Origin of the sequence: Maribacter polysiphoniae, from assembly GCF_003148665.1 — a bacterium.
Classification (GTDB): Bacteria; Bacteroidota; Bacteroidia; order Flavobacteriales; family Flavobacteriaceae; genus Maribacter_A; species Maribacter_A polysiphoniae.
Map to the genome: position 1 here is coordinate 1 of NZ_QGGQ01000017.1, position 22433 is coordinate 22433.

Here is a 22433-nt window from a genome sequence, read left to right on the forward strand (position 1 = left end):
TCGCAGTACTTCCAGTACACCGAACCCATCAGGAAGATCATCTATACGACCAACGCCGTGGAAGGTTTTCATCGCCAAGTTCGTAAGGTAACCAAGACCAAGGGGGCATTTACCAACGACATGGCCTTGTTGAAACTGGTATACCTGGCCACAAAGAACATCGAAAAAAAGTGGACAAGCCCATTACATAATTGGAGTCTTACCGTTCAACAACTTTATATTAAATTTGGGGAGAGGATACCACTGGTCTTAAACGCCAATTCCTTTGGGGCTAGCCCCAAAGGAATTGGAACAACGGACAGAGTTTAATTTACAGACCCGCGTTAGACGTTATTATGTTTCTAAACTAAGTTTCCAACGCTTTAAGTACCTCAATTAGTTTGGAAACTTAAACTAATGACCAATTCTGCCAAGTAAGTAATGTTAATAGGGTATTTCAGAGATTGGTTTCCGGTTTCCAGTTTCCTGAACTCTTATTGTTCCATAACTTTGATACTTGACTCTTGGAGATTCCTGTTAATTCCACTACTTGTTTTTGGGATGCATTGTTCCGTTTAGCTCTTTTAATCAATTCTTTATTGAAGATTTTATTATCAATGTCATTACTTTTAAAACCTAATACTATTTTGAAATTGATAAAATAAAATTCATTGATAAGGATGGCTAAATCGACTGTTTTAGCAGTTATTTTAGATTGGTAATCCTTGTTCATGGAATTACTCATTAAATGGACTAGAATAATAAGTTTATATATGCTTATCTGCATTTTAGCATTGTATTCCTCTTGTAGACTAGGAAGACTATCTTTTTCGTAAATAAGCCTTTGAAGATAATCGTTTAACATATCCTCCGCATCTTTTTCAAACGGAATAGTGAAATCTTTTTTTTCACTTTCCATATGTTTTCTGTAATCCAAGAGGGTTTTAAGAGAATTGTTGTAGTTGTCAATTACAAATGGAGCGATAAATCCTTTAGACAGTTTATTGTTGCTGGTCAATGGTGTTGTAAATAATATTCTATCGATAAAGCCACTTTCAAGATTACCGTTGGCGAACATTTTTGGAATGAACTGATGCTGTATGGACCCTAAAATTGTAGGGTATGATTTGGACATCCTATAACTTTCGGTTGTCTTTCTTCCTACGTCGATATGATGATTGGTGAATCCCTGAAGTAAAAATGATCTCCAATTTGCCCCCTCATTATTGTTATTGTTGCCCATTTTTTCGATTAGGCCATACAACTCATCTACAAACAATCCTATGGAGTATGGGTTCTGGTTATGAATAAACATAGCCGCTTCTATTGTGGCATTTTGAATCAATAATTGTTTTCGTTTGATATTTATAATGTCATTGGTAGAATCGACATTGTCATTAGCCTCTTTTTTTTCTTTTAGATACTTGCTATATCCTTCGTTATCAAAGTCATTTAGTGTGGTTGTAGCAAGACTCATAGCTGGTGATTTTGAATCACCTCTACTGCCAATTAGGGCGAAAAATAGATTGGCATAGTTTTCATAACCATTATGCTCTACTTTGAATGCTAAGCCTGCGGCATTACTAAAAGCGAATAGAATTGAAGCCAACATGTATTCTTTTGGTATTCTTTTATGCAAGAAGGCTTGTTCAACAATCTCACTATACGCAGATGGTAATTTATCAATTATCTCTTCTAATTTTTTTCGGGCTAATCTTTTGTTTTGGTCCGATTTCTCGTCCAATGGTAGTTTGTTAAATATCATGGATTGAAATTTTCAAGTTGAACTTTGATGCCTCTCGACACTTCTTCTACAGACCAGACGTTTTCTAAAAAGGCATTTCTATTATTACTAATTGACAACAGTTTAATAAGGTTTTCAACCACCTTACCGTTTTTTTGGAAAGAAACCAACTGCTGTTTATCCAATTGGCCGCCTGCATGTTTTAGTAATGAACACCTTAATCGGTTGTTCATTTTATTGGTTATATCTTCAATAATATTTTCAAATGAAGTATCAATAATTTTATGCAGCTCTTTGTGCGGAATTGGATTGTCAATCGTTGTTTGGAACATATCCATTAAGAAACCAAGACAATAGGCATATAGATTAGCAAAATTTTTATTGCGCTTAAATGATTCATCTAAGGTGGTATTAATATATTCTAGCATACAATTAAATGCTTTTTTATCCTGATTATTGACCTCCAGATGAGTGCCTTGTAATCGCATTGAAAGATGTTCTATTGCTTGATTAAGGTTCATGAAAATTGTTTTATAGATTTATTTTGTTTAAGAATACCCAGCTTTATTTTTCTTGCCGCTTGAGAGGGTTTTCAGCTTTCCTTATGAAACATTTTTTCAGCTTTTGATTACCCATGAAATTCATGATTCCCTAGAACGTTCCAATGTAGCAATGATATCTTCTCTTCTATATCTTACTCTATTACCAATTTTATATGGCTTTAAGATCCCTTTCTTTGACCAATCGTGAACGGTAGGCAAGGAGATTCCGAGATAATTTGCTACTTGATTTCTGTTTAAAAATTCTGGTGGTTCTTTGGAGGTTAGTCTTTCCTCAAAGGCATTGATTTTTTGTTCGACCCCATCCAATATAGTACGAGTCAAATCTTCTGCACTTACGTGATCTACTTGTGTTGTTTTTTTAAGCATTTTCAGACTATTTAAATTCATAGACCAAAAAAAGTATATATAATTTAAAAAAAGTCAATATTCTAAACCGAATATTTCAACGCAGGGTTAACACCCGATTGTTAATAAAAAATAAGTGGGTAAATAAAAAAGTAGAATTTATTAAAGAAAGCTTAAGCTTTTCAACTAAAAAAACAATCCTTTATTTGAACTTTTCTTCCCTCTCGATAACTATCGGGACTATTGGGATGGACTAAGGCTTTTCATAGGATACATTGTTCTTTGTTCATGCTTTTTTCATTCCATTAAGAATTTCAACTCATCACAAGTTTTGCTCGGTACAAATTCAGTCAGTTCATAATCCGCTAAATCATTTTTCTTGAAAGGGTCTTTACCAGTAATTTTCTCCAACTCAGATTTAGATTCAACATTTGATAATATTATTCCGCCTGTTCTTGGTATTTTTCGTCCTGAAGCAAGAAAGTGTCCTAATTCATATTGTTCATTGAGGAATTCAATATGCTCATTTAGAAATTGGTCAATTTTTTCAAGTTCGGTTTTATAAGTCAAGTTTATTATGAACATTTAGATCTTTGTTTTAGTTCGTTTTTAAATTTAATTTGCGTTCTGATTGGGTATGACACACAACGGTTCAGCTCGTATGTTTGGTTATAGTTTATTTGAGCTATTATAAAGATACTGATTTGGATTCTGAACCGTGCAAGAAAATGGAAAGGCTACTGTAGCTTAGAAAGCAATAGAACAAACCTTAGTTATTTTTTGAGTAAATAACCTTATAGTGGGTATAAACTCGAATTCTCACTAGTATTCTATCGTTTATTTCTGTTTTGGTTTGCCGAGAAAGTGTCCTATCTCATCCTTAATCAATTACCTTCCTAGAATTAAAGTTAATCAATTCTACTTTTAAACAGTTCGGTTTTAAGGGAGGAGATCATAAATACTATTACAAATGCGATAAGAATTGAAATGACAATTCCAGCGATACTAAGTTTAGGTTTTGTTTGGTATATGATATCTGTGTTATTCAAATTGCTTAGAACAATTGTATATAGTTACAAGTAACTATATTTCTATTATATGATCCTTTATTTGAACTTTTAATTATAATCTGGTTCGCCGAGATATTGTCCTTTCTCATTTTTTGTCCATCTAGACTTAAAGTTAATCAATTCTACTTTTAAACAATTTCGTTTTAGGGGGAGCTTACATGCGCACGTTAACCTTCATCTCAGCTGCAGTCCGTTGGGAATTGATGATTACCTGCACGCATTGAAATCCCGGCACAAAACGCCATCGGACAGTTTTTTCAAGCATACTGTTTACGGGCTACGGAATGCCTACCGTATTTTTGGAATTAAGCAAATGCGAGTGATGCCCTCTTCAATTGAACGGCCGAATACAATCCCAGAGTTGAATCAATTCCGCTTTTTAAATAAATTATCTCGACTTAATAAAACATATACACTAACGGCAAAACTTAGTGCCATGGATGCACCATTTTTTATAGAAAATATTTCACCATCTTCATTCATGTTTGTCCAATTGTCAGGAATAAAAAAGAGAGCCTTCTCGAATCCAGGATAAAATAACATCCATAAGCCAATAAAAAACCCTGGCAGCAAAAGAGTTTCATTAATAAATCCAAATAATGGATTATTATTTAAATTTCTAGTTGAAAATTTGCAATATATTAAATATAAAACGGATACATATATGTATATTAGAACTGACCAGAATATAACATCAAACATAATTCATGATTATATGGGATAAGTTAAATATTAATAGTGGTTTAACAAAACCTAATCATCAAATCTTAAACATTATTAATGAAGAGAAATCTCTTAAAATTTAAAAGATGCAAATATTAAAATGGGGTCTTGGTGCTTTTTTGTTCTATCTTGGTTATGGAGCATTTATTACAATGCTAAAGCACTTTAGATTATATGCAAAACAGGACACTTTTTCTGAAGAAAATCATTTATCAACCGCTATAATAAGTCTTTTTTCATTTCTTATTTTAGGTTGCATTGGATTATGGCTATTGGGAGTGTACTAGTGAATTTAACGGATTTATTTATAGGGCAAACCGACCAAGAATCGGTTCAGTCAACACGCCTTCATGTTTGGCCGTACCGACCACGCGAATGCTTAGTTATTAGGGGCAGTTTTTTCCTTCCGAGTTTTTCCGTCCATGCGCAAATTTGCTCAAAAGTCCATCTACATAACTGTTGCTTTTGAGTAAAATCCAACAGTATATTTATTCCGTTTCCTTTAGTAATCTTTTAATTTGCCAATTCAAAATTGTCCAAATTCCATTCATATTTTTATGCCATAAACTCACTTTTCCACCAGACTCTTTCATATAACCTGGATTAGACGAATTATCGACTATGTACTCAATTTCTCCCGAGCCTATAATTTCAAGATATTCAATCAAAACACGATTGCCTATTTTATCTGAAAGTTCAATAATGTCTTTTTCTTTGTCTTCGTTCGAAATCAAAGTTTTCACTTTGGTCAATTTAGACTTTAGTTCTTGATTCATCAGATTCATTTATTTAAAATTATCCGTCCGCTAATTGTTGCCGTATTATCATCTCCGTCGTACTTCAAGTCTTTAAATTCTAAAATCCATTTGTTTCCATCGTTCTTAATTTCAAAGGTTTGTCCGATTTGACTAATTTTTATGAATTGAGTTAAACCTAAAAAAACTGCAATGGACTCGTTTTGTGCAGGTAGGTTTTTAGTATCATTTGTTGTTTTGTACGAACCACCTGAAAAATCATTGCGTACAGCGAACCTTATCATTAAATAATCACGATAATTGTAATCCCCGAAGTTCGCAATTAATGCATTGTTAGGGTCGTAAATTTCTAATTGTATTACCTTGAATTCTTCGTCAAAATCATACCATTGCGGACTTTGAACAATCTCCTTTGTAATCCGCAATTCAGAATCTCCAGTACTCACAATTTCTCGGGTATCTCCATTTATGGTCAGATAAGTACCAGATGGTGTATTGCTTTCTTCTTCTTTGTTTTCGGTTTTATCACAAGCAAAAATGGTAATAAAAAAAAGCGGTAAAAGGTACTTAAATTGTTTCATTTTTAATCGTTTGGTTTTTGTTTGTGCAAAATAGCCCCTAACTTGTTTATATAGATGTAAAATACATTTATATACACCTAATTTAGAACAAAATCGCTGTATTTTATAATCGTTTTTATGAACTTTAAAGAACTGGACTAGGGCTTTTCATAGGAGGTATTGTTATAAGCTATTTTTAATTATTCAATTATCTTAATTTCATTTTCTGCATATTTTATAATCTTCATTTCATAAGGATATTCAGTATCTATATTTTCAATGCTTTTAGTTTCTAGGTAGGTTTTGAAAAAATTCAAATCATCATGGCCAAATATGATAGTTGGATAATACCATGGTCTTAGAACGGAATAGAATGGATAATCCAGTTTTAACTTTAGTTCTTCCTTAAAATTGTTTGTGAACATTATAGAGGTGTGATATCTCTCATTGAAAGGTCTAAATCTATAAATATCCTTATTTTCTAAAGTGTCCAAATACACTTCAAAATTTATTTCTTTTTCTAAATTAGTAAAAGCCCATTTTACAATCTTCTGAATAGGAACATTCCAAATTTTCAGCTCTCTTTGAGTAATAGGTGTGTATTTGTGAGTGTCATAATTCTGATGATGAAAGTAGTATCCATAATGATTATTCAATGGGTAAATTACAGATAACGAATCTTTTTTCGAAGTTAGAGAATTGAGATAAGGAAAAATCGAATGTTTGGATTTTTCCCATTCAGGAATCCCAAACCAGTTTTCTAATCTTACGGCTTGTTCAATAATTTTTTTATTTAGTGTATCCTCGTTTTTATAGTCCATAAGTTCATATACACTAGTACTCAAGCTTTCAAATTTGTCATTATTCGGGCTGATGGTAAGTAGAAGGCCAAAACTTGAATCAATTTCTAAACCTCTTTTATTTAATTCACTTTCTAATCGGTTAACAATAACCTCTTCCTTTGTGCGATTACAAGAGATAATTATTATTAGAAAAACTGATATGGTAATTATTTTTCTCAAATTGCTTATAACGGTTCGGCTCGTATGTTTACAGCCTGTTATTTATTATTTATAAATATAGTAGTTTCCTAATTATTAATACGAGCTAAAATAGAAGTGACAGAGAGGTTTCGGCTAGATACACATGGTGATATCGTTTCATAGGTTTTCCGCCCTTCTATGATTTTCTTGGAATCTGAACAGTACCTAGGTCCTTATTATTGCGATCGAATCAAACGCGAGCAAAGATGACAAAGAGAATCATCCTTTATTTAGACTTTAATTATTTTGGGAACTCAAGCTTTTTGCAAAATCCAACAAGCTTTTCACGATATTTCCAAGGTTTGGTTTTCCCTGGGAGTCTACTTAACCAATGACTGTTTGGCCCCCTAAAGCCAGTGCGATTACTTGACAGTTCCATTGAACTTGGTAAAAGTTTCCTTCCCATGATTTCAATAAATTGCTCTAGTTGCTCCTTACTTGTAAATATAAATGAATGACCATTAAATTCAACGGTCAGTTGTGGAAAGCCTAAGGTTCCAAATCGCTTAGGAGCTGGAGGTTCAAATTCTTGAGATAAATACCAAGGTTTGGAATCTGTCTCGATATGAACCCAATAAGCCATAGGGCTCAGCTTCCAATCAGAAACATATTTCACAAAAGAGGTTTTCATCCTATTGTTATGTCTAAGTTAATAATCCTTTATTTGAACTTTTAATTCTATTCTGGTCCTTCGAGAAAGTGTCCTTTCTCATCATTTAATCGAACTTTGACAATAGTATCGGCTTTTCTTTCGCCCCAACATTCATCAACGATAAGAATTAGAGCCATTGTTAAATTTAGTTTTTTCTTCGGCTTGTTCAAAAAGTTGATTGATAACTTCTTGATATTCCGATGTGTCGAATTCGGATTCTGTAACAAAATCATCGAATGCTTTATTTTTCATCCATTCTGGCTTTTCAAAAGGATAACCACCATATAATCCCAATGCCATATCAAACCTAATTTTGCTTCCCTTAACGGTCATTTCATCAAATGTTGAATGAGATAGCCATAAATCCATTCGTCTTTTAGCTTCAATATATATTTCAAGTATTCGGTTTTCTGATATTTCTGAAGATGGTGCCATTGTTAAGATTTCTTTTTAACCCATTATTTTTGTTTCCTTGCCAAAGTAATCTCATTAGGTATATCTATAGATGAGAAATAAGCCCTAGCATATGGCTGTGTAATAGGATTTTTTTGATAGTACTTATTCATAAGGTCCTCCCGTGAAATATCTTCAGGAAGTAAGTTATAATCAAAATCATTTCTTAAATATTCCGTGAAATCATCTCTGAGCTCCTGAAAACGAACTATTTCGTAACCACCTGCAGTCGATTTAATATACTTGCCTTTACCTTTAATTCTAATATATGAATACCCCATTTCTTCATGAAGAAATTTGAACACATCTAATTGGAAGAAACTAAATTTAGTTTTACCTCCTATACCCTTTTCAACTCTAATAAATTTTGTTTGCATTACACTTCTAACTTTTATCAAAACTCTTCATGATAATAATAGGATGTTAAATCTTCAAGCTTCTCATAAATCTCTAAAAGCATTGTATTCAGGTTTTCTAAATCAACTTCAATATTATCCCACTGTTTAGCGTAAAAATGTCGTTCATAATCTTTAGATATTGGGTATCTAGAAAAATCGATTTTATTTTGATCTGGATTCTCCTGAATTATCTCATAAAGTTCTTCTATATACAATTTAAGTTCTTTTGTAACTGCATCAAAGTGTTTAACTCCATTTGCTCCATGAAAGAGTTTGATTTTGGCTTTAGCATTTTCATAAATCTGTTTGATATTATGTTTACCCTCTATTCTATTGGGTATATCGAGTAGCCTGTTGACTTTCCATATTAAGGCTTTCAAGTATAACTCTATTCCATGATTAACGTTATGGAAAATTGGAAAAATAAGTTTATCGGCCACCTTCCAGTTGTTGTCATTCAAACATCTTTGGGTTAATTCTATTCCTGAACTAAAGTAACCATCAGCTAAAACAAGTAAGTTACTTATATCATCTCCACCATCAGTACGCCAATTAACAAAAGATACTTTAGAAAAGTGCTGGTCATTTCTACTAAAAACTTTTTTCATAGACGCTATAGGCCAAATCTATTATTTTTTTATGATCGTTTTTCTATACTTTAATTAAGGAAGTGTAACGAGCTAAGATAAAAAGCAAGTGAATACTTTCCTTGATGTTATTTAGTGATGATTAAGCAACTTAAATGAAGCCGTTAACTCATCCTTTATTTGAACTTTTATAAAGATAATGATTTTGAGTTTTGAACTGCGCAAGAAAAGGGACAAGGCTACATTTTTAGGAAAGGCTATATCCCCACTTACTCTTTTCTGTACAACCTTCCCGAAATACTCTTATGTAATCTTTATTTTTGCATAGGTCTTATCTTTTAAGTGCTATGGGTATAAATGCTATATTTATTCTCGAATAAAACGCATTAGCAATAATTTGATAAAAGGAAATATGAAAAAGATTCCGATTATTTTAATTTCCATGCTGTTCATTACACTAACAGCTAACGGACAGAATTTATTCTTCATTGGCGAAAATAGTTACCCCTGTACTGAATCTTTTGCACTACAATCTAATTTAGATGGCAGGGAAGACCTGAATGTATTATTTGCCAAGGATGGAGCAACGGCGGTTATTGCCGTAACTACAAAATCTTCACTGCAAGGAACAATAATTAGTGGAAAACTAATAATTTATCTTGATGATGGAACTGTTATAACTTGCATGGACAGGGGAGAATCCTCCTATGTAGATGACACTGCCAAAGCAGTGTACTCTTTGACAAATGAACAAGTGAATAAAATGAAAAACAGCAATATTAATACTGTTAGATATATACTTAAAATGTACGATATTCAAGAAGTTAATCGGTCAGCTTCAAATAAAGCCATATCGACTAAGGATCTAACCGTTAAATTTTTCAATAATTTCGATAGTGTCACCGAAGTTGCCGTTAAAGAGGACCAGGAGCCTGATAAGAAAAAACTCGATGCCCTGATGGGAGAAAATAACGACAAACAGGGTCGATTTAATGGTTATCCCTATGCAACAAGTTATTACGGGAGTCCTGGTTCTGGAAGTGGAACAGGGGGGTATGGTTTAAATGGAAGATCTTTGGTCAGTAAGGGCGCGGTACAACAGGAATGCAACCAAGAAGGCCGGGTCGTTGTAAAAATAGTTGTAGACCGCACAGGAAAGGTAATCAGTGCAATACCAGGGGTTAAGGGCACAACCAATAATGATCCTTGTTTATTGGAACCCGCAAAGAAAACTGCATTTAAGCATAAGTGGAATTTGGATTCCAACGCACCTAGCCAACAAATTGGTTTTGTGGTGGTCAATTTTAAATTAGGGGGATAAGTGACCTCGGTCGTACCGACCGCACGAATGCTTCTTAATTATTGTAAACCGTGTTTTTGCTTTACTAGATGTTCAAATTATAAATGATTTGATAAAATAATTAGCATTATAAACCTTACTTAATTTCATCCTTTATTTGAACTTTTAATTATAATCCGGTTTGCCGAGAAAGTGTCCTTTCTCGGCCCTTATATAAACCATAGAGAAATGGACTAGGACTTTTCATAGGAGTCATTGTTGTACTCAGGTTTTTATCCATAATAATGTCTGAGCATTAAAAATCCAAAAACTACACAAATAATTCCGCTGGTTAGATTTAAATACCTGTTGTAGTGGCTCTTTAACAATTTTTTTATTCCGTAATCAAATCCACTTGTTATTCCAATCCACAAAGGTTTTTTATTTACTGCAAATAGGATAAATGAAAAAAGGCCATTCAGAATAAAATAAACTCCGAAAATTAATGGGTTAAAAAAGTCCAGAAAATAAGATGCTATTATTCCCAGAACAATAATAAAATTAAGAGTTTTAACTTTTTTAATCACTTTTGTCAACTTGAGTACAATTTGTTTATATAGATGTATTTTACATCCTTATACATCTAATTAAGAACAAAATCGCTGTATTTAATAATCCTTTATTTGAACTTTTAATTCTATTCTGGATCGCCGAGAATGTGTCCTAACTATAACCCGGTCTAACTACTAGCGTTCATTTGCCTATTATCTTTCATAGCTATAACGGTTACTTTGTTTTTAGCAAAAATGTAAAAAACAGTTGTGTTTTTATGAATGACAGCCCGTCTCAAATGTCTTTGATTTTTTGATTCAGGATATAATGTAGGAAAATTGGAAACCGTTAGTTCAAATTGCCGAAGTAGACTCTCAAATTTAGACACCTCTCTCTTCGTAAATTTTACATTCAGGTATTTTTTGATGGCAATGGCGTTTAGTAAGGACCGTTTTGTCCATTCCACCTCGTAAGCTCTATCCATTTGTCAATCCATTCCAAAAATCGCTGGATTTCATGGTTTCACCTTGCTGATAATCTCTGATACCACTCAGGATATTGACCCGATCGCTTTCGGTAAGCTCTTCCCACCAGTCTGAAGTCTTACCCTCACTTGATAATTTAACAGAACTAAGCAGGCCTAAAATGGAATCATCGGTTAATGATTGAATCCACCCCACTAGCTCCTTTTTAGTCTTATTTAATTCTGATGTACTCATGCGATTACTTTTTAAGTAAAGTTACAAAAAACGTTCAATTTTGGAATAATTCAAATATGAACATAAAATTCACCGAGAAAGTGTCCTATCTCATCCTTTATTTAAACTTTTAATTATAATCTGGTTCGCCGAGATAGTGTCCTAACTTATCTTTTGTCCATCTAGACTTAAAGTTAATCAATTCTACTTTTAAACAATTCTGTTATAAGGGGAGATTACATTTTGGGGAAGCCTACAGATTAAAAAAACACAAACTCTAATCAAAATTATAATCTTTGCCATCGTTTAATTTAATATTGTTTTCTAGACCATCTTAATCCACTATACTTTTCACTAATAAGTAAGTTTTTCTTACTGTGGAAAAATATTCGAAAGAAGTAAAGTAGTATTATTAATATAAACCTATCTAGAACAACTAAAAATGAATACTTAACAAAAGCCTTACTTAATTCACCTCTTTTTTTATTAACTAGAGAAACCTTAAAAAGTCTCATTCCCAATGTTCGGTTAAATAAAAGTTCTGATAAAGTAAAAAACATGAAATATATTAACAATCTAAACAACCAAGGAAAAACTCTATCAAAATCAACTTGAGAATATATCATACCCTCTATTGTTAAAAATAGAAAACTAAATATTATAAAATCTACAAAAAGAATATTCAGTTTTAATCTATTGGACAATGCAATATTTACTTGATCACCAATATTTATTGCCATATTTATTAATTTTCTTTTTCTTCTCTCCGTTTCCTTTCTTCGTGTTGAAGCTTATCAAATTCATTATGATCAATTTCAAATTAATCGCAATGGTAAAATTTAATTTAAAGTTATCCTCAAGAAGCTCAAGAAATGGAGCGTCAGTAGTTGCCTTTTCTTCATTTCATCCTTTATTTGAACTTTTAATAAAGATACGCACAAAAGTAAACTCTATAAAATGTGCCTTGCGCAACCTATAAAAGATTCTACATCTTATAGAAAACTCTCTTATGAAAGCATTACCTCTTATATATTTAATCCTCTTCACCCTTATAGCATGTGAATCAAATGATGAAGTTATGGGTGATGTAAAAGACAATTTCTATGAATTACAGTATGTCGATGCAGGACTCTCTGGCCAAATTATTGAAAAGGAAGACCTGGATTTTAACGAGTACATCCAATTTTTCCCTGATAGTACATTTATAAAACAGCGCACATATTCAGATAGTACCAGCATTGCAAGAGGGAGTTACACCTCTTTAGAAAAAGAAGAATATGATTATCTAAAGCTTACGTACGACAAAAACACGTATCTGATCCAAAGTTGTGGCCATACGCTGGAGGAATATATGCGCGTCCTCAGCAAAGACGAGATTTTTAATGGGAGCTACCTGCCGTGCGATGGTCCGGGCTACTACTATCTTAGAAAAAGGAAATAAATCCTTTATTTGAACTTTTATTTACTGAAAAGTTAAAGTCTTCATAGGTGAATTCAAATATTAAACATAGATAATAGTGGCGAGTTCCATATTGGCTATAATTAAACCTTAGTTATAGTTGTATTGTATTCCGCTAATAATAACCATTCGCCTTAGAAATTCAAAATTGGTGATTAGGTTATTAAAAATAGCCTCCATTTCTTTAGCCAATTGAAAACTACTAGTATAAGAGACAAAAACATCCGCTTCTGGTGCAAAATATACTTCTGAAATATCAAGGCCAAATTCAATTGCACTCACCTTTAATAAACGTTCCCAAAATGTTCCATGACTAAATGAATTATTATCTACAATCATTTGGACAAAATCGTTGTTCTCCTGTTCAGGCAACCATACAGTATAATTACCATTTATTCTAGACCTCTCCACCTTACATTTATAAAGATTATAATTCTTCATTTTGTCATGAAAGATTATTGTCGACGAGTTTTAATATATCTCATTAGCATAAAATTACTAAATGAACAGCGAAAATTAAATCCTTTATTTGAACTTTATTAAGAGTAACCATTTTTTAAGATTCATTGTACGATGGACGCGTGAAGCCTAAATAGGAAAACTTTATATGGCCGAATCTATTAAAAATTGCGCCCCCACTTCCGATCGGACTTGTAATAAATCCATGCATTTTAATGGTTATAGGTGTTAGGTGCCAGTTTTATTCATTCATTAAATCAGTGACTTTCTTTTCCAATTCCTTCCCTCTTAAATTTTTTGCCACGATAATTCCATTTGGATTTAGAAGAAATGTTGTTGGATATCCACCTATACCATAGGTTTCTTTTATTTTATTTGAATCGTTTGATATAATTTGAGGCCAAGATATTGAATGCTTAATTATCATTTTTTCTAAATCTTCTACTGGACTATCGCCAACAATGCCAATGATTTCAAACTTCGACTTGTCAATGTTTTCATATAAATCAGTTAGGTTAGGCATTTCCTGAATACAGGGACCACACCAAGTGGCCCAAAAGTCAAGAAATACGTATTTTCCTTTTAAACTGTCTAATGTAATTGGAGTTTTTGTCTTGAAATCATCACCAGAAAAATCATAAGCCTTAAATCCAATTTGGGTAGAGGGCAATTTGCTTTTGGGTAAATCCATTTTTTCTAATACCAATACATTTTCGTTCTTTTTTACACCTAAATTTTTATAGATACCATTTTCAATTTCAAGAAATTCATTTTTTGCGATCAAGCTTTGGAAATCAGCCTTATCTCCTTTTTCACTCAAGTCGCCAACCTTTATAATGCCTACTTTGTCATACGACAAATTTGTAAAATTGTTAGACGAAATAGCTATTTCCTCCCCTTGAAATCTTGCTGTTGCATATTGTGCGAAATTGCTCAAGAATATGTTGTATTGTTTCATGTGCACGATTAAAAGTGGAGCACTAACTTGGATTATCTTATCATTTGAAAATTGCTCAAAACTCACTTTGATGGCGCTACTCTTTACTAATGAATCATTATTGATATTACGCTTCGGGTTGACTTCCGTAGGTTTAAAAATATCGTCATCACTAAAATCATGATTATTATTTGCGTCGACTATCATTTGCAGTTCGCCAACAGAATCTTTCCCAAAAACAAAAGCGATTTTAGATTTTATAGGTTTTTTCGATAAATTGATCGAGTCTGGCTCCCAACCCCATGTTTTTTGTAATTCCTCATACCTTTCTTTTGTAATATTCCCTAAATAATAGTTTTGATATACAGATTGGTATATATCTGTATCTACATCTCCAATCTTAACATCAGTCCAGTTTTTAGGTATTCCGGATGTTTTTAGATGTGTTTTCTTCCAAGGGTCATTTTCATTATCTGAATATGGTGATATTCCTACCATGGCTGAATCAAAAGGTCCATACCCCTCTTGGAATGTTATGGGTAATTTGAATATTTTCTCATTTGAGCAACCTTGTGTTAATAGAAGGTAAATACAGAATAACAAAACAACACTGAATTTCATCTAATTTATTTATGGTTAATGATTTTAATGGTTTTTTAGAGCAAGCGTAAAGGTAACAGTTGAACGTCGAGAATACAGGGAGGGATTAACTCCGAGCCTCCCAAGGCCCTGTTTATGACGATTCCGCATCTTACATCCTTTATTATATATAAATGAACGTTTTGATCTTGTATATCACTGTTTTCCAATAGTGAAAAAGTTAACGTATCAGTAGATTCAAAATATTCTTCCCGGACGTGTTGTTAAAGTCTACTTTCCATTCCGTTTATACGCAATGCTATCAAATGACAGAAATTATAAACTTATTTTCTTTTAGCAAGCACAGGAGATAATGTAAAAATAGATTACGTAATCTATATCGGCTATAAAACATTACCCTTAGGTTATAAATTACAGCCAATTTTGAAATTAAATCACTTAATTTCAATATTTTAAGAATAGTGACAACTCTATGGTAGTATTAGAAAACTAAGCAGCTCTAGCTAAGGGAAACTTTTATATCTCATCCTTTATTTGAACTTTTAATTCAGCTCAATCCTTTATTGTTGCTCGTTTTTTATCCAATTAGTTTTTCCAAATGTCTTTCCACTTTCATTTCTAAACTGACTAATTCTCCTTTGTAAAACACACTGTTTATAACCCAGGGAATTGGCATTCTACGACCATCCTCTTGGGATTTAATTTGGTTGATTTCTAAAGGTATATTTTTCTTTTTGGCGTATTCCCGTAATAATCGATTCGTGTAATATTCCGTAAATGGACATGTATTCGAATAATATGCTGTAATTCCTTGGCTATTAGGGCATTTTCCTGATTTGGAACTTTCAATAAATTTCGGGAATTCTGCTTTAGGGTTTATTTTCAATCCCCAAAGTTTGAAATATGGTTCTGCCTCGTCAATAATTTCAAATCCTTGGTGTTTGAGAAATTTTGGGTCAGTCATAAAAGGTCTTTTCTTATCACTGGAAACTGCGATAATTCCGTCCATTTCTTTAGAATCGGTTAAACATTGTTCTAATAACTTTTTCCCGTTCCCTTTTCCTTTAAATTGTCCAGAAACCCAAAAACAATTTACTACCATAAAATTTTTTCCGGTAATTGGAAGCCAAGAATTTTCTATTGGAACATATTCAATAAATACTTTTCCTCGAACGTTGACTTTTTGAAAATTATAGCCATTCCTAAATTCCTTTTTGAGCCACTCTTTTTTCTTTTCATATCCATCTACGCATTTTTTATCGCTTATTGCACAACAAATATGCTCGTCGTGAATATTCTCTTCGGCAAGTTTTATAATTTCCATTGTTTCGATTTTCCTAAAAGTGAAATGGCAATATCTATATTCCTATAACAATTGTTAATTTTCCATGGTTAGTTCCGGTGCTTGTTTAAATGAGCTACAACAGTTCGATAATATCATTGATGGTATACTAAGTTAAGTTAATAATCCTTTATTTGAACTTTTAATTATAATCCGGTTTGCCGAGAAAGTGTCCTTTCTCATCCTTTTATTGAACTTTTAATTCTATTCTGGTTTGCCGAGAAAGTGTCCTTTCTCATTTTTTGGCCATCTAGACTTAAAGATAATGATTTCGAATTTTAGGTTGAACGAAAAAAGGGTAAGGCTACATTTTTAGGGAAGGCTACACTTTATCTTTACCAAGAGTTTAATGTTTGATGTTTTTAAATTTTCGATAATCCAAAAATCTTTTAGCAATTAATTCATCAACGTTTTTAATATTATTTGACATTATCTATATCATTTAATTTCTTTTCAGCCTTCTTAAGTTTTAAGTTTAAATCCACTTTTTCATTGAACTGCTTGCTTTTGGATAATGCTGATTTGAGTTTGCTGATTTCCTTCTTTAAGCGATTTACTTCTTGTTGGTTCTTTAAGATTGAATCCAAAGATTGTTTACCTAATTTTGGTTTACCTGTGAGTTGAACACATAAATCCTTAAATACAGCGTTTAAACTACCTTTTAGATTAAATACATAACTGTAATTGACTTTATTGAACCAATCAGAAGTAAAGGTCCAATCAATTACTGCAACATCATCATTGGTAGGGTGCGGGTGTTTTGAAGCAGTCGAAATGTAAGCTTCTTGGTCATATTCCACCCAAAATACAATGTGGTACGGAATGGACTTATTAATGATTTCAAGGATTTTATAGATATCGGTTTTTTGCTTGAGTTCTACCTTGAAAACCTGTATTTCCTGAATATCCTTAGTATCTAAATTCAATGTATCCGCAGAAAGCTTATGAGTCCATGTAATACGTTTAATACATTCTGTAAAAAGCTTTTTTTGCTTGGTGTTGGTGTATTCATCAAATGCATTCTTCGGTACAACACGACCTACTTTAGTTCTGGAAGGTAAGCTGAAGAAGTCCATTTAACGCACGATTAAAAATGACACTAATTTGAAGTCTTCAATTCCCTTTATCTTTTCTTGTAATGCTGTTGTACCACCTGCTTTAAATAGACTTAGCACTTCTTTTTCTTCTTCTTTTTGAAGGATTGTGCTAATGCTGTGCTTGAGCAATGAAGAATACTCATCCATTTCATGGTAGTCATCTGTTTGTTCGCTTAACTCCTTGCAGACTTCTTCAATCGGTTTCGTTTTTTCTTTGCAGAGCATTCGCATGGCGTCCAATATCTTTTTAGAATCCACATGATTAAGTATGAGTTCTCCGCTCATTTTCATGTACACTAAATAGTAGGGGTGCAACCTGTTGAGCTTATTGATATTTACACTTGAATTGACATTCTTCAGAACGAAAATTACTCCGCTTTCGAGTATGGGAGTTGATTTAACTACCGCATGCAGCCCTTCGGGAATATTCTTCAGCTCTCCATACTCTTTTATCATGTTGGATAAGTCAACCCTAAAGTCATTTAAGCCAAGGTCTGTGATACTAACACCTTCTCTCAAATCTTCCAAATCAATAACTTCATCCTGTAATCTTTGAAGCTGGATTTTACGGTACTCTAAATCTTTTTCTTCGGTATTGAGAATGTTGTCATCACCTGTACTTGCCATGTTACTGATTAACATCTTATTCTCTACACGTTGTTTCAGGTTGATATAATTATCAAGCGTTACATCTGGCCAAAAGTTAACCATAGTAATACTGTCATTCTTTGAGCCGATTCTATCGATACGTCCAAAGCGTTGAATGATTCGCACTGGATTCCAATGAATATCATAATTGATAAGCAAGTCACAATCCTGAAGGTTTTGACCTTCTGAGATACAGTCTGTAGCTATCAATAAATCAACCGAGTCTGATATTTTTGAATACAATTGAGCCTTGTCTTTAGACAATGGCGAAAAGCAGGTAAGAATTGCATTTAGGTCAGAAGGTATTTTCTTGGTGGTGCAAATCTTTCTTGAACCTGTAATAAGTGCTGTATTGATACCGTAATCGTCTTTGAGTTTTTTACTGATATTTTCAAAAAGATAATTGGCAGTATCGGCAAATGCTGTAAATACAATTGCCTTCTTATTGTTTGGGTTGAAAGGTTCTTGCGCCTTGTTGTTCAGGAGTTCGATTAAGCTTTGAAGTTTGGCATCATTGGCTCCTGTAATATCTACCACTTTACCCCAAAGGTGATTCAGTACTGTTAGATCTTCATTTAAGTCTTCTTGCCACTTGGTAGTGTCCATATCGGCAATGTGAACTTTTATCTTCTTTCCAATTACTTGTTCTTCATCTGCCCAATTGGATTCAAAGTCATAATTCTCGTCACTTAGGATTTTGTGTATACCTTCATAATCGTCCGTATCTCCTTTTTCAATGGTTCTAATGGCATTTTCAATTTGACCGATAATACCTTCCAAGGTGATACGAAATGAATCAACAGAACTTTCTAAACGCTTAAGTAAGTTGATACGCATCAAGATTCTCAAACTGATTTCTCTATCTACCTGACTTAACTTCCCTGACCCTGAACGAACTTCCTTATCATACAAATCAGCATAGGCTTGAACCTTGCTTGGAAGTATGTAATTCAATGGTGTGTAAACGGATAAGTTGAGTAGCGTGAGCTTCTCGGCTATATCTACATAGGTTACATCACCTGAATGCGTTAATGGACTTTGAATGGATACTGGCTTATTACGTGTAGGAAACTTGCCAATAGCTGTGGTATCGTAATAGGTTGTAATATGCTTTCTTGACCTTGCAATAGTGAGTGAATCCAATATCTCAAAGAAGTCAAAATCAAGCATATCTAAGAGCTTCTCAGTGGTGCGCTCATTTGTTTCGTACCTGCTCCAAATATTAAATGCTTGTTGTGCCTTGCGGAAGATTTGATCTATGCCACTTTGGGTATCTAATTTGGCATCAATGTTTTCCGATTCACCTTCATAAGCTAAAGCTAATTGGTTTCGTAAGTCGTTAAACCTATTATTAACAGGGGTTGCAGAGAGCATGAGTACTTTCGTTTCAATACCTTCCTGAATGACCTTACGCATCAATTTCTGGTAACGATTCTCTTTGCCTACTACTGTATTGTTGTTTCTGAAGTTGTGTGATTCATCAATGACAATTAAGCCGTAATTGCCCCAGTTGACTGACTCAAGATTTCGACCATTGCTTGTGCCACTTTCACGACCTAGGTCGGTATGAAATAAGACGTCATACCTGAATCTATCGGCTGCTAAAATGTTGTTTTTATCATTGTGGCGGTAGGTGTTCCAATTGGCTTCTAATTTCTTTGGACAAAGTACCAATACGTCTTTGTTCCGCATCTCATAATACTTGATTACCCCTAAAGCTGAAAAGGTTTTACCTAGACCAACAGAATCTGCCAATATGCAACCTTTGTACTTCTCTAATTTGTTGATAGCGCCAATAACCGCATCCTGCTGAAAGTTGTAGAGCTTCTTCCATACCAACGTGTCTTTAAAACCAATTTGCTCATTGGGTAGATTATCCAAGGATAAATCATCTAAGAAGTCATTGAATATGTTGTAAAGGGTAATGAAGTAGATAAACTCTGGACTGTTCTCCTTGTAAGCACTCTCAAAGTATTTTTGTACTTTCTCGGTGACATCCTTCAAGTCTTCTTCATTTTCCCACACCTGATTGAACCAATCTAAGTAAGCTTTACTATCTGGATATTCAGATTTTTGAATAAGAGTGGGAAACCCTTTTTTGTGTGTGATGCCCAAATCGGTAGTGGTGAAACCACTGACATTTATGTAAGCTTGAGCATTCTCATTGTCCTGGTGTACATGTATCATCCCATTAAGGGGTAGATTGTTATGCTTATTGGATTTGAAAGTGACTTTCTCCTTTACCCACCTTGAGCACTCTTTGGCAATAGCTCTTTGGTTGAGTTGATTCATTAATCTCAATTCAAACTCACCACCGCACAGCTCTGTTTCTCGAACAATATGCGGTATGTAGAACTTCCTGCTTTCCTTCTGAAACTTTTCTTCAATGAAGGTAGGAGAACTAAAAATGAAGCGAAGTTCATCAATTTTCCCCAATTCCTTTTTGAGTGCTTCAAAAGCATATATAGAGAACGTAGAAGCGGCAATACTTAGTTTACTGCTTTTTCTTATGGTTTCCTTTAGGTCATCACCCAAACGTGTATTTACATTGTCGATTAGCTTCATGCAAATGCTCTAATATTTCCAAATTTTAATTATGTCATCAATCAAGAGCTCAGTTCTTTTTTCGATTGTTGACTCATCCCAATTTTCAAATTCAATGAAATAGGTATTCAAGAGAAGAGTAGATTGCTTAGCTAATTCTTTTTGCTTAATATCAAATGAAGAATTGCTTACTGAAGGATTAAGAGAGGTAGTAAGTAAGGTTAAGTTCCCTAAGCTATGCAGCTTATTATTCCTATTGACTATTTTATGATAATAGCCATTTTGATCTTCCTCTGTCATTACAGCATGGACCGCAATATCGAATTCACTCTGGGGAATTAAGTTTCCTTCCAATGGCCAATGCTCATACCACATTTGAGGTAGAACATGTTCAATGGTCAAACCTTCATTTACAAATTCTATTTTCTCTTGCTTTTTACCCCTTCGGAATTTCTCTATTTCCAAAAGGATATTGGAAATACTTCTGGTTCGGTTTTTTTCTTCTCTGTAGAGAGGTCTTTCTTTAAGCTTTTCTCTGAGTATGGTATCCGTTGGCCATAAGTTGGTGTCGCCCGTCTTTGACTTTATATATTCTATAAACTTTTCTGCTGTTTTGCAGGTATCCACTTGTTTAATAAAATCAAGAAAGACCTTATTGTAATTTTTAGTTGTGTATCCACATAAAAATCTTCTTGTAATGTATGAGTCGAGTGCGGTAAACATTCCAATCTTCTCCTGCAAAGGAATCTTGCTATGACCCTGAATCGCCAATATAAGGGGGTAGATTGTTGAAATGCCCATGTCTCTTAACCTTGAGCAGAATCTACCAAAAACCGTTTCAGGATTGGGTTTCAGGATTGATTTGTAAATAGAGCTAAAACGATTCAGTTCTTTTAATTCTTCTTCCACTGTGGTGAAAGAGTCATTATTGACAATGAAGAATTTGTAATGATAAAATACCTGATCATAACGAATATCATTTCGCATTTTCAAGGTCAAGTAATCAATAACGAAGAACTGAAGGTGTGTTTCGTAGTACCGACCTCTACTGGTCTGTTCATGCCATTTAAATTCGGCACTTGCATCATCAAATTCATCCCAATATTGCTCATACACGCTATCGAGGTCAACTTGACTTCTATCAGCTCTCATGAATATGTAGTTACGGATTAAGTCTGTTTCTGTCAAAGAGGCGCCCCTGCCATTCATGGTCTCAAATATCATCTGAGGGTCATCATTTTGGTCAAGGTTAATTTCAACAAACTGAAAATCCCTTTTAAGGGTTAAAAGCAATTTAGGAATAATTGCCTCCATTGGTTCAGTTGACTCTTCCAACAACTCTTCTAATTTTTCATAGAAGAATAAGAAAGCGGCCAACATACGATATCTTTTCTTGGCTACATCTCTATAGGTTTTCCAACCAATTCCATATTCTTCTAAAATTGGGCTAATCAAACGTTCTTCAACCTTATCATAAGTATTGTCCAAAATGAGTTTGAACTCTTCATTGTTAAACTTGGTAGGTTCGAGCTTATGTTTTTGATTGTCATAATCTGTTTGACCATACACTTTGTCATTAAATAAGAGCTTGTTCAAGTCATTCAATAGGTTATCGTCACCAACATGCTTTCTGCAAATTTCTCTGAATGCAGTTATGAATAGTTGAAATGTGGTCAAGCGTTGTTGACCATCAATTACATTGTAAGTTGCAACAGTACTTGTGGTTGTCGACTCTTGAAATAGAACAATTGAGCCTGTGTAATGAGGGTGGTTCTTATTCTTGTTGTTTCGTTCATTCAGTTTGTTTCTGAAGTCATCCCAAAGAGGTTGCCATTGATCTTTTTCATTCCAAACGTAATGTCTTTGAAAAACAGGTATTTGAAACCTAATTTGCTTATTGAAAAGGTCTTCTAAATGTGGTTTACCTAAATTCATTCTTTCAAGTG

Annotated in this window: 22 protein-coding genes; 3 read left to right on the top strand and 19 right to left on the bottom strand. The window is 33.5% G+C overall.

The window, feature by feature from the left end:
- A partial coding sequence (locus LX92_RS21370; RefSeq protein WP_146197832.1) for a transposase occupies nt 1-309 on the top strand: 309 nt, incomplete at its 5' end.
- A gap of 127 nt (nt 310-436) precedes the next feature.
- Here LX92_RS21370 and LX92_RS21375 read toward each other — a convergent pair.
- From LX92_RS21375 to LX92_RS21435, 11 genes are all read right to left on the bottom strand, one after another.
- Nucleotides 437-1744 carry a DUF3987 domain-containing protein gene (locus LX92_RS21375; RefSeq protein ID WP_109654950.1) on the bottom strand — a complete coding sequence of 436 codons (1308 nt, stop codon included), beginning with the start codon at nt 1742-1744 and terminating at the stop codon, nt 437-439.
- Nucleotides 1741-2244: a hypothetical protein gene (locus LX92_RS21380; RefSeq protein ID WP_109654952.1), complete on the bottom strand. Its 504-nt coding sequence runs from the start codon at nt 2242-2244 to the stop codon at nt 1741-1743. Before LX92_RS21380 ends, LX92_RS21375 begins: the two co-directional genes overlap by 4 nt.
- 120 nt (nt 2245-2364) lie before the next feature.
- Nucleotides 2365-2652: a helix-turn-helix domain-containing protein gene (locus LX92_RS21385; RefSeq protein WP_170117921.1), complete on the bottom strand. Its 288-nt coding sequence runs from the start codon at nt 2650-2652 to the stop codon at nt 2365-2367.
- Between the two features lie 276 nt (nt 2653-2928).
- Nucleotides 2929-3216, bottom strand: a complete 288-nt coding sequence (locus LX92_RS21390) for a YciI family protein (RefSeq protein WP_109654957.1) — start codon at nt 3214-3216, stop codon at nt 2929-2931.
- Nucleotides 3217-4912: 1696 nt separating this feature from the next.
- Entirely contained in the window at nt 4913-5200 is a 288-nt protein-coding gene (locus tag LX92_RS21405; protein WP_146197891.1) for a hypothetical protein, read from the bottom strand.
- 5 nt (nt 5201-5205) lie between these two features.
- Complete coding sequence (locus LX92_RS21410; RefSeq protein ID WP_109654966.1) at nt 5206-5760, bottom strand: hypothetical protein; 555 nt, start codon at nt 5758-5760, stop codon at nt 5206-5208.
- A 179-nt stretch (nt 5761-5939) separates the two neighbouring features.
- A complete protein-coding gene (locus LX92_RS21415; protein ID WP_146197892.1) occupies nt 5940-6761 on the bottom strand; it encodes a hypothetical protein in 822 nt (273 codons plus the stop codon).
- A gap of 262 nt (nt 6762-7023) precedes the next feature.
- Entirely contained in the window at nt 7024-7413 is a 390-nt protein-coding gene (locus tag LX92_RS21420) for a hypothetical protein (protein ID WP_109654970.1), read from the bottom strand.
- A gap of 135 nt (nt 7414-7548) precedes the next feature.
- Nucleotides 7549-7869 carry a hypothetical protein gene (locus tag LX92_RS21425; protein WP_146197893.1) on the bottom strand — a complete coding sequence of 107 codons (321 nt, stop codon included), beginning with the start codon at nt 7867-7869 and terminating at the stop codon, nt 7549-7551.
- Between the two features lie 23 nt (nt 7870-7892).
- Nucleotides 7893-8264 (bottom strand): hypothetical protein, encoded by a 372-nt coding sequence (locus tag LX92_RS21430; protein ID WP_109654974.1) that lies wholly within the window; start codon nt 8262-8264, stop codon nt 7893-7895.
- A 17-nt stretch (nt 8265-8281) separates the two neighbouring features.
- On the bottom strand, nt 8282-8893 hold the full coding sequence (locus tag LX92_RS21435; RefSeq protein ID WP_109654976.1) for a hypothetical protein: 612 nt from the start codon (nt 8891-8893) through the stop codon (nt 8282-8284).
- A 391-nt stretch (nt 8894-9284) separates the two neighbouring features.
- On the opposite strand from LX92_RS21435, the gene LX92_RS22850 reads away from it, so the two are divergent.
- Nucleotides 9285-10193, top strand: coding sequence for a hypothetical protein (locus tag LX92_RS22850; RefSeq protein WP_223308455.1), 909 nt, complete (start codon nt 9285-9287; stop codon nt 10191-10193).
- A 251-nt stretch (nt 10194-10444) separates the two neighbouring features.
- On the opposite strand, the gene LX92_RS22325 is transcribed toward LX92_RS22850, so the two are convergent.
- Entirely contained in the window at nt 10445-10747 is a 303-nt protein-coding gene (locus LX92_RS22325; RefSeq protein WP_146197894.1) for a hypothetical protein, read from the bottom strand.
- Nucleotides 10748-11179: 432 nt separating this feature from the next.
- Complete coding sequence (locus tag LX92_RS21450) at nt 11180-11422, bottom strand: hypothetical protein (RefSeq protein ID WP_109654981.1); 243 nt, start codon at nt 11420-11422, stop codon at nt 11180-11182.
- 1057 nt (nt 11423-12479) lie between these two features.
- Between LX92_RS21450 and LX92_RS21460 the strand changes: the two genes are divergently transcribed.
- Nucleotides 12480-12842, top strand: a complete 363-nt coding sequence (locus LX92_RS21460) for a hypothetical protein (protein WP_146197895.1) — start codon at nt 12480-12482, stop codon at nt 12840-12842.
- Nucleotides 12843-12950: 108 nt separating this feature from the next.
- On the opposite strand, the gene LX92_RS21465 is transcribed toward LX92_RS21460, so the two are convergent.
- The 6 genes from LX92_RS21465 to LX92_RS21490 form a co-directional block, all read right to left on the bottom strand.
- The gene (locus LX92_RS21465; protein ID WP_109654984.1) at nt 12951-13301 is read right to left on the bottom strand and encodes a hypothetical protein; all 351 of its coding nucleotides are present in this window, start codon (nt 13299-13301) and stop codon (nt 12951-12953) included.
- Between the two features lie 259 nt (nt 13302-13560).
- The gene (locus LX92_RS21470) at nt 13561-14877 is read right to left on the bottom strand and encodes a TlpA family protein disulfide reductase (RefSeq protein ID WP_109654985.1); all 1317 of its coding nucleotides are present in this window, start codon (nt 14875-14877) and stop codon (nt 13561-13563) included.
- Between the two features lie 556 nt (nt 14878-15433).
- Complete coding sequence (locus tag LX92_RS21475; RefSeq protein WP_109654987.1) at nt 15434-16180, bottom strand: YoaP domain-containing protein; 747 nt, start codon at nt 16178-16180, stop codon at nt 15434-15436.
- Between the two features lie 437 nt (nt 16181-16617).
- Nucleotides 16618-17274, bottom strand: coding sequence for a DUF4391 domain-containing protein (locus LX92_RS21480; protein ID WP_109654989.1), 657 nt, complete (start codon nt 17272-17274; stop codon nt 16618-16620).
- Entirely contained in the window at nt 17275-20508 is a 3234-nt protein-coding gene (locus tag LX92_RS21485; protein WP_109654991.1) for a helicase-related protein, read from the bottom strand.
- Between the two features lie 9 nt (nt 20509-20517).
- Nucleotides 20518-22422, bottom strand: a complete 1905-nt coding sequence (locus tag LX92_RS21490; protein ID WP_109654993.1) for a DUF262 domain-containing protein — start codon at nt 22420-22422, stop codon at nt 20518-20520.
- Between the last annotated feature and the right edge of the window lie 11 nt (nt 22423-22433).

Coding starts and splice junctions, on each gene's coding strand:
- LX92_RS21490 (WP_109654993.1), bottom strand. CDS start 22,422: ATGAATTTAGGTAAACCACATTTAGAAGACCTTTTCAATAAGCAAATT.
- LX92_RS21465 (WP_109654984.1), bottom strand. CDS start 13,301: ATGAAGAATTATAATCTTTATAAATGTAAGGTGGAGAGGTCTAGAATA.
- LX92_RS21435 (WP_109654976.1), bottom strand. CDS start 8,893: ATGAAAAAAGTTTTTAGTAGAAATGACCAGCACTTTTCTAAAGTATCT.
- LX92_RS21380 (WP_109654952.1), bottom strand. CDS start 2,244: ATGAACCTTAATCAAGCAATAGAACATCTTTCAATGCGATTACAAGGC.
- LX92_RS21485 (WP_109654991.1), bottom strand. CDS start 20,508: ATGAAGCTAATCGACAATGTAAATACACGTTTGGGTGATGACCTAAAG.
- LX92_RS21390 (WP_109654957.1), bottom strand. CDS start 3,216: ATGTTCATAATAAACTTGACTTATAAAACCGAACTTGAAAAAATTGAC.
- LX92_RS21430 (WP_109654974.1), bottom strand. CDS start 8,264: ATGCAAACAAAATTTATTAGAGTTGAAAAGGGTATAGGAGGTAAAACT.
- LX92_RS21420 (WP_109654970.1), bottom strand. CDS start 7,413: ATGAAAACCTCTTTTGTGAAATATGTTTCTGATTGGAAGCTGAGCCCT.
- LX92_RS21425 (WP_146197893.1), bottom strand. CDS start 7,869: ATGGCACCATCTTCAGAAATATCAGAAAACCGAATACTTGAAATATAT.
- LX92_RS22850 (WP_223308455.1), top strand. CDS start 9,285: ATGAAAAAGATTCCGATTATTTTAATTTCCATGCTGTTCATTACACTA.
- LX92_RS21470 (WP_109654985.1), bottom strand. CDS start 14,877: ATGAAATTCAGTGTTGTTTTGTTATTCTGTATTTACCTTCTATTAACA.
- LX92_RS21480 (WP_109654989.1), bottom strand. CDS start 17,274: ATGGACTTCTTCAGCTTACCTTCCAGAACTAAAGTAGGTCGTGTTGTA.
- LX92_RS21450 (WP_109654981.1), bottom strand. CDS start 11,422: ATGAGTACATCAGAATTAAATAAGACTAAAAAGGAGCTAGTGGGGTGG.
- LX92_RS21405 (WP_146197891.1), bottom strand. CDS start 5,200: ATGAATCAAGAACTAAAGTCTAAATTGACCAAAGTGAAAACTTTGATT.
- LX92_RS21475 (WP_109654987.1), bottom strand. CDS start 16,180: ATGGAAATTATAAAACTTGCCGAAGAGAATATTCACGACGAGCATATT.
- LX92_RS21375 (WP_109654950.1), bottom strand. CDS start 1,744: ATGATATTTAACAAACTACCATTGGACGAGAAATCGGACCAAAACAAA.
- LX92_RS21385 (WP_170117921.1), bottom strand. CDS start 2,652: ATGCTTAAAAAAACAACACAAGTAGATCACGTAAGTGCAGAAGATTTG.
- LX92_RS21460 (WP_146197895.1), top strand. CDS start 12,480: ATGGGTGATGTAAAAGACAATTTCTATGAATTACAGTATGTCGATGCA.
- LX92_RS21410 (WP_109654966.1), bottom strand. CDS start 5,760: ATGAAACAATTTAAGTACCTTTTACCGCTTTTTTTTATTACCATTTTT.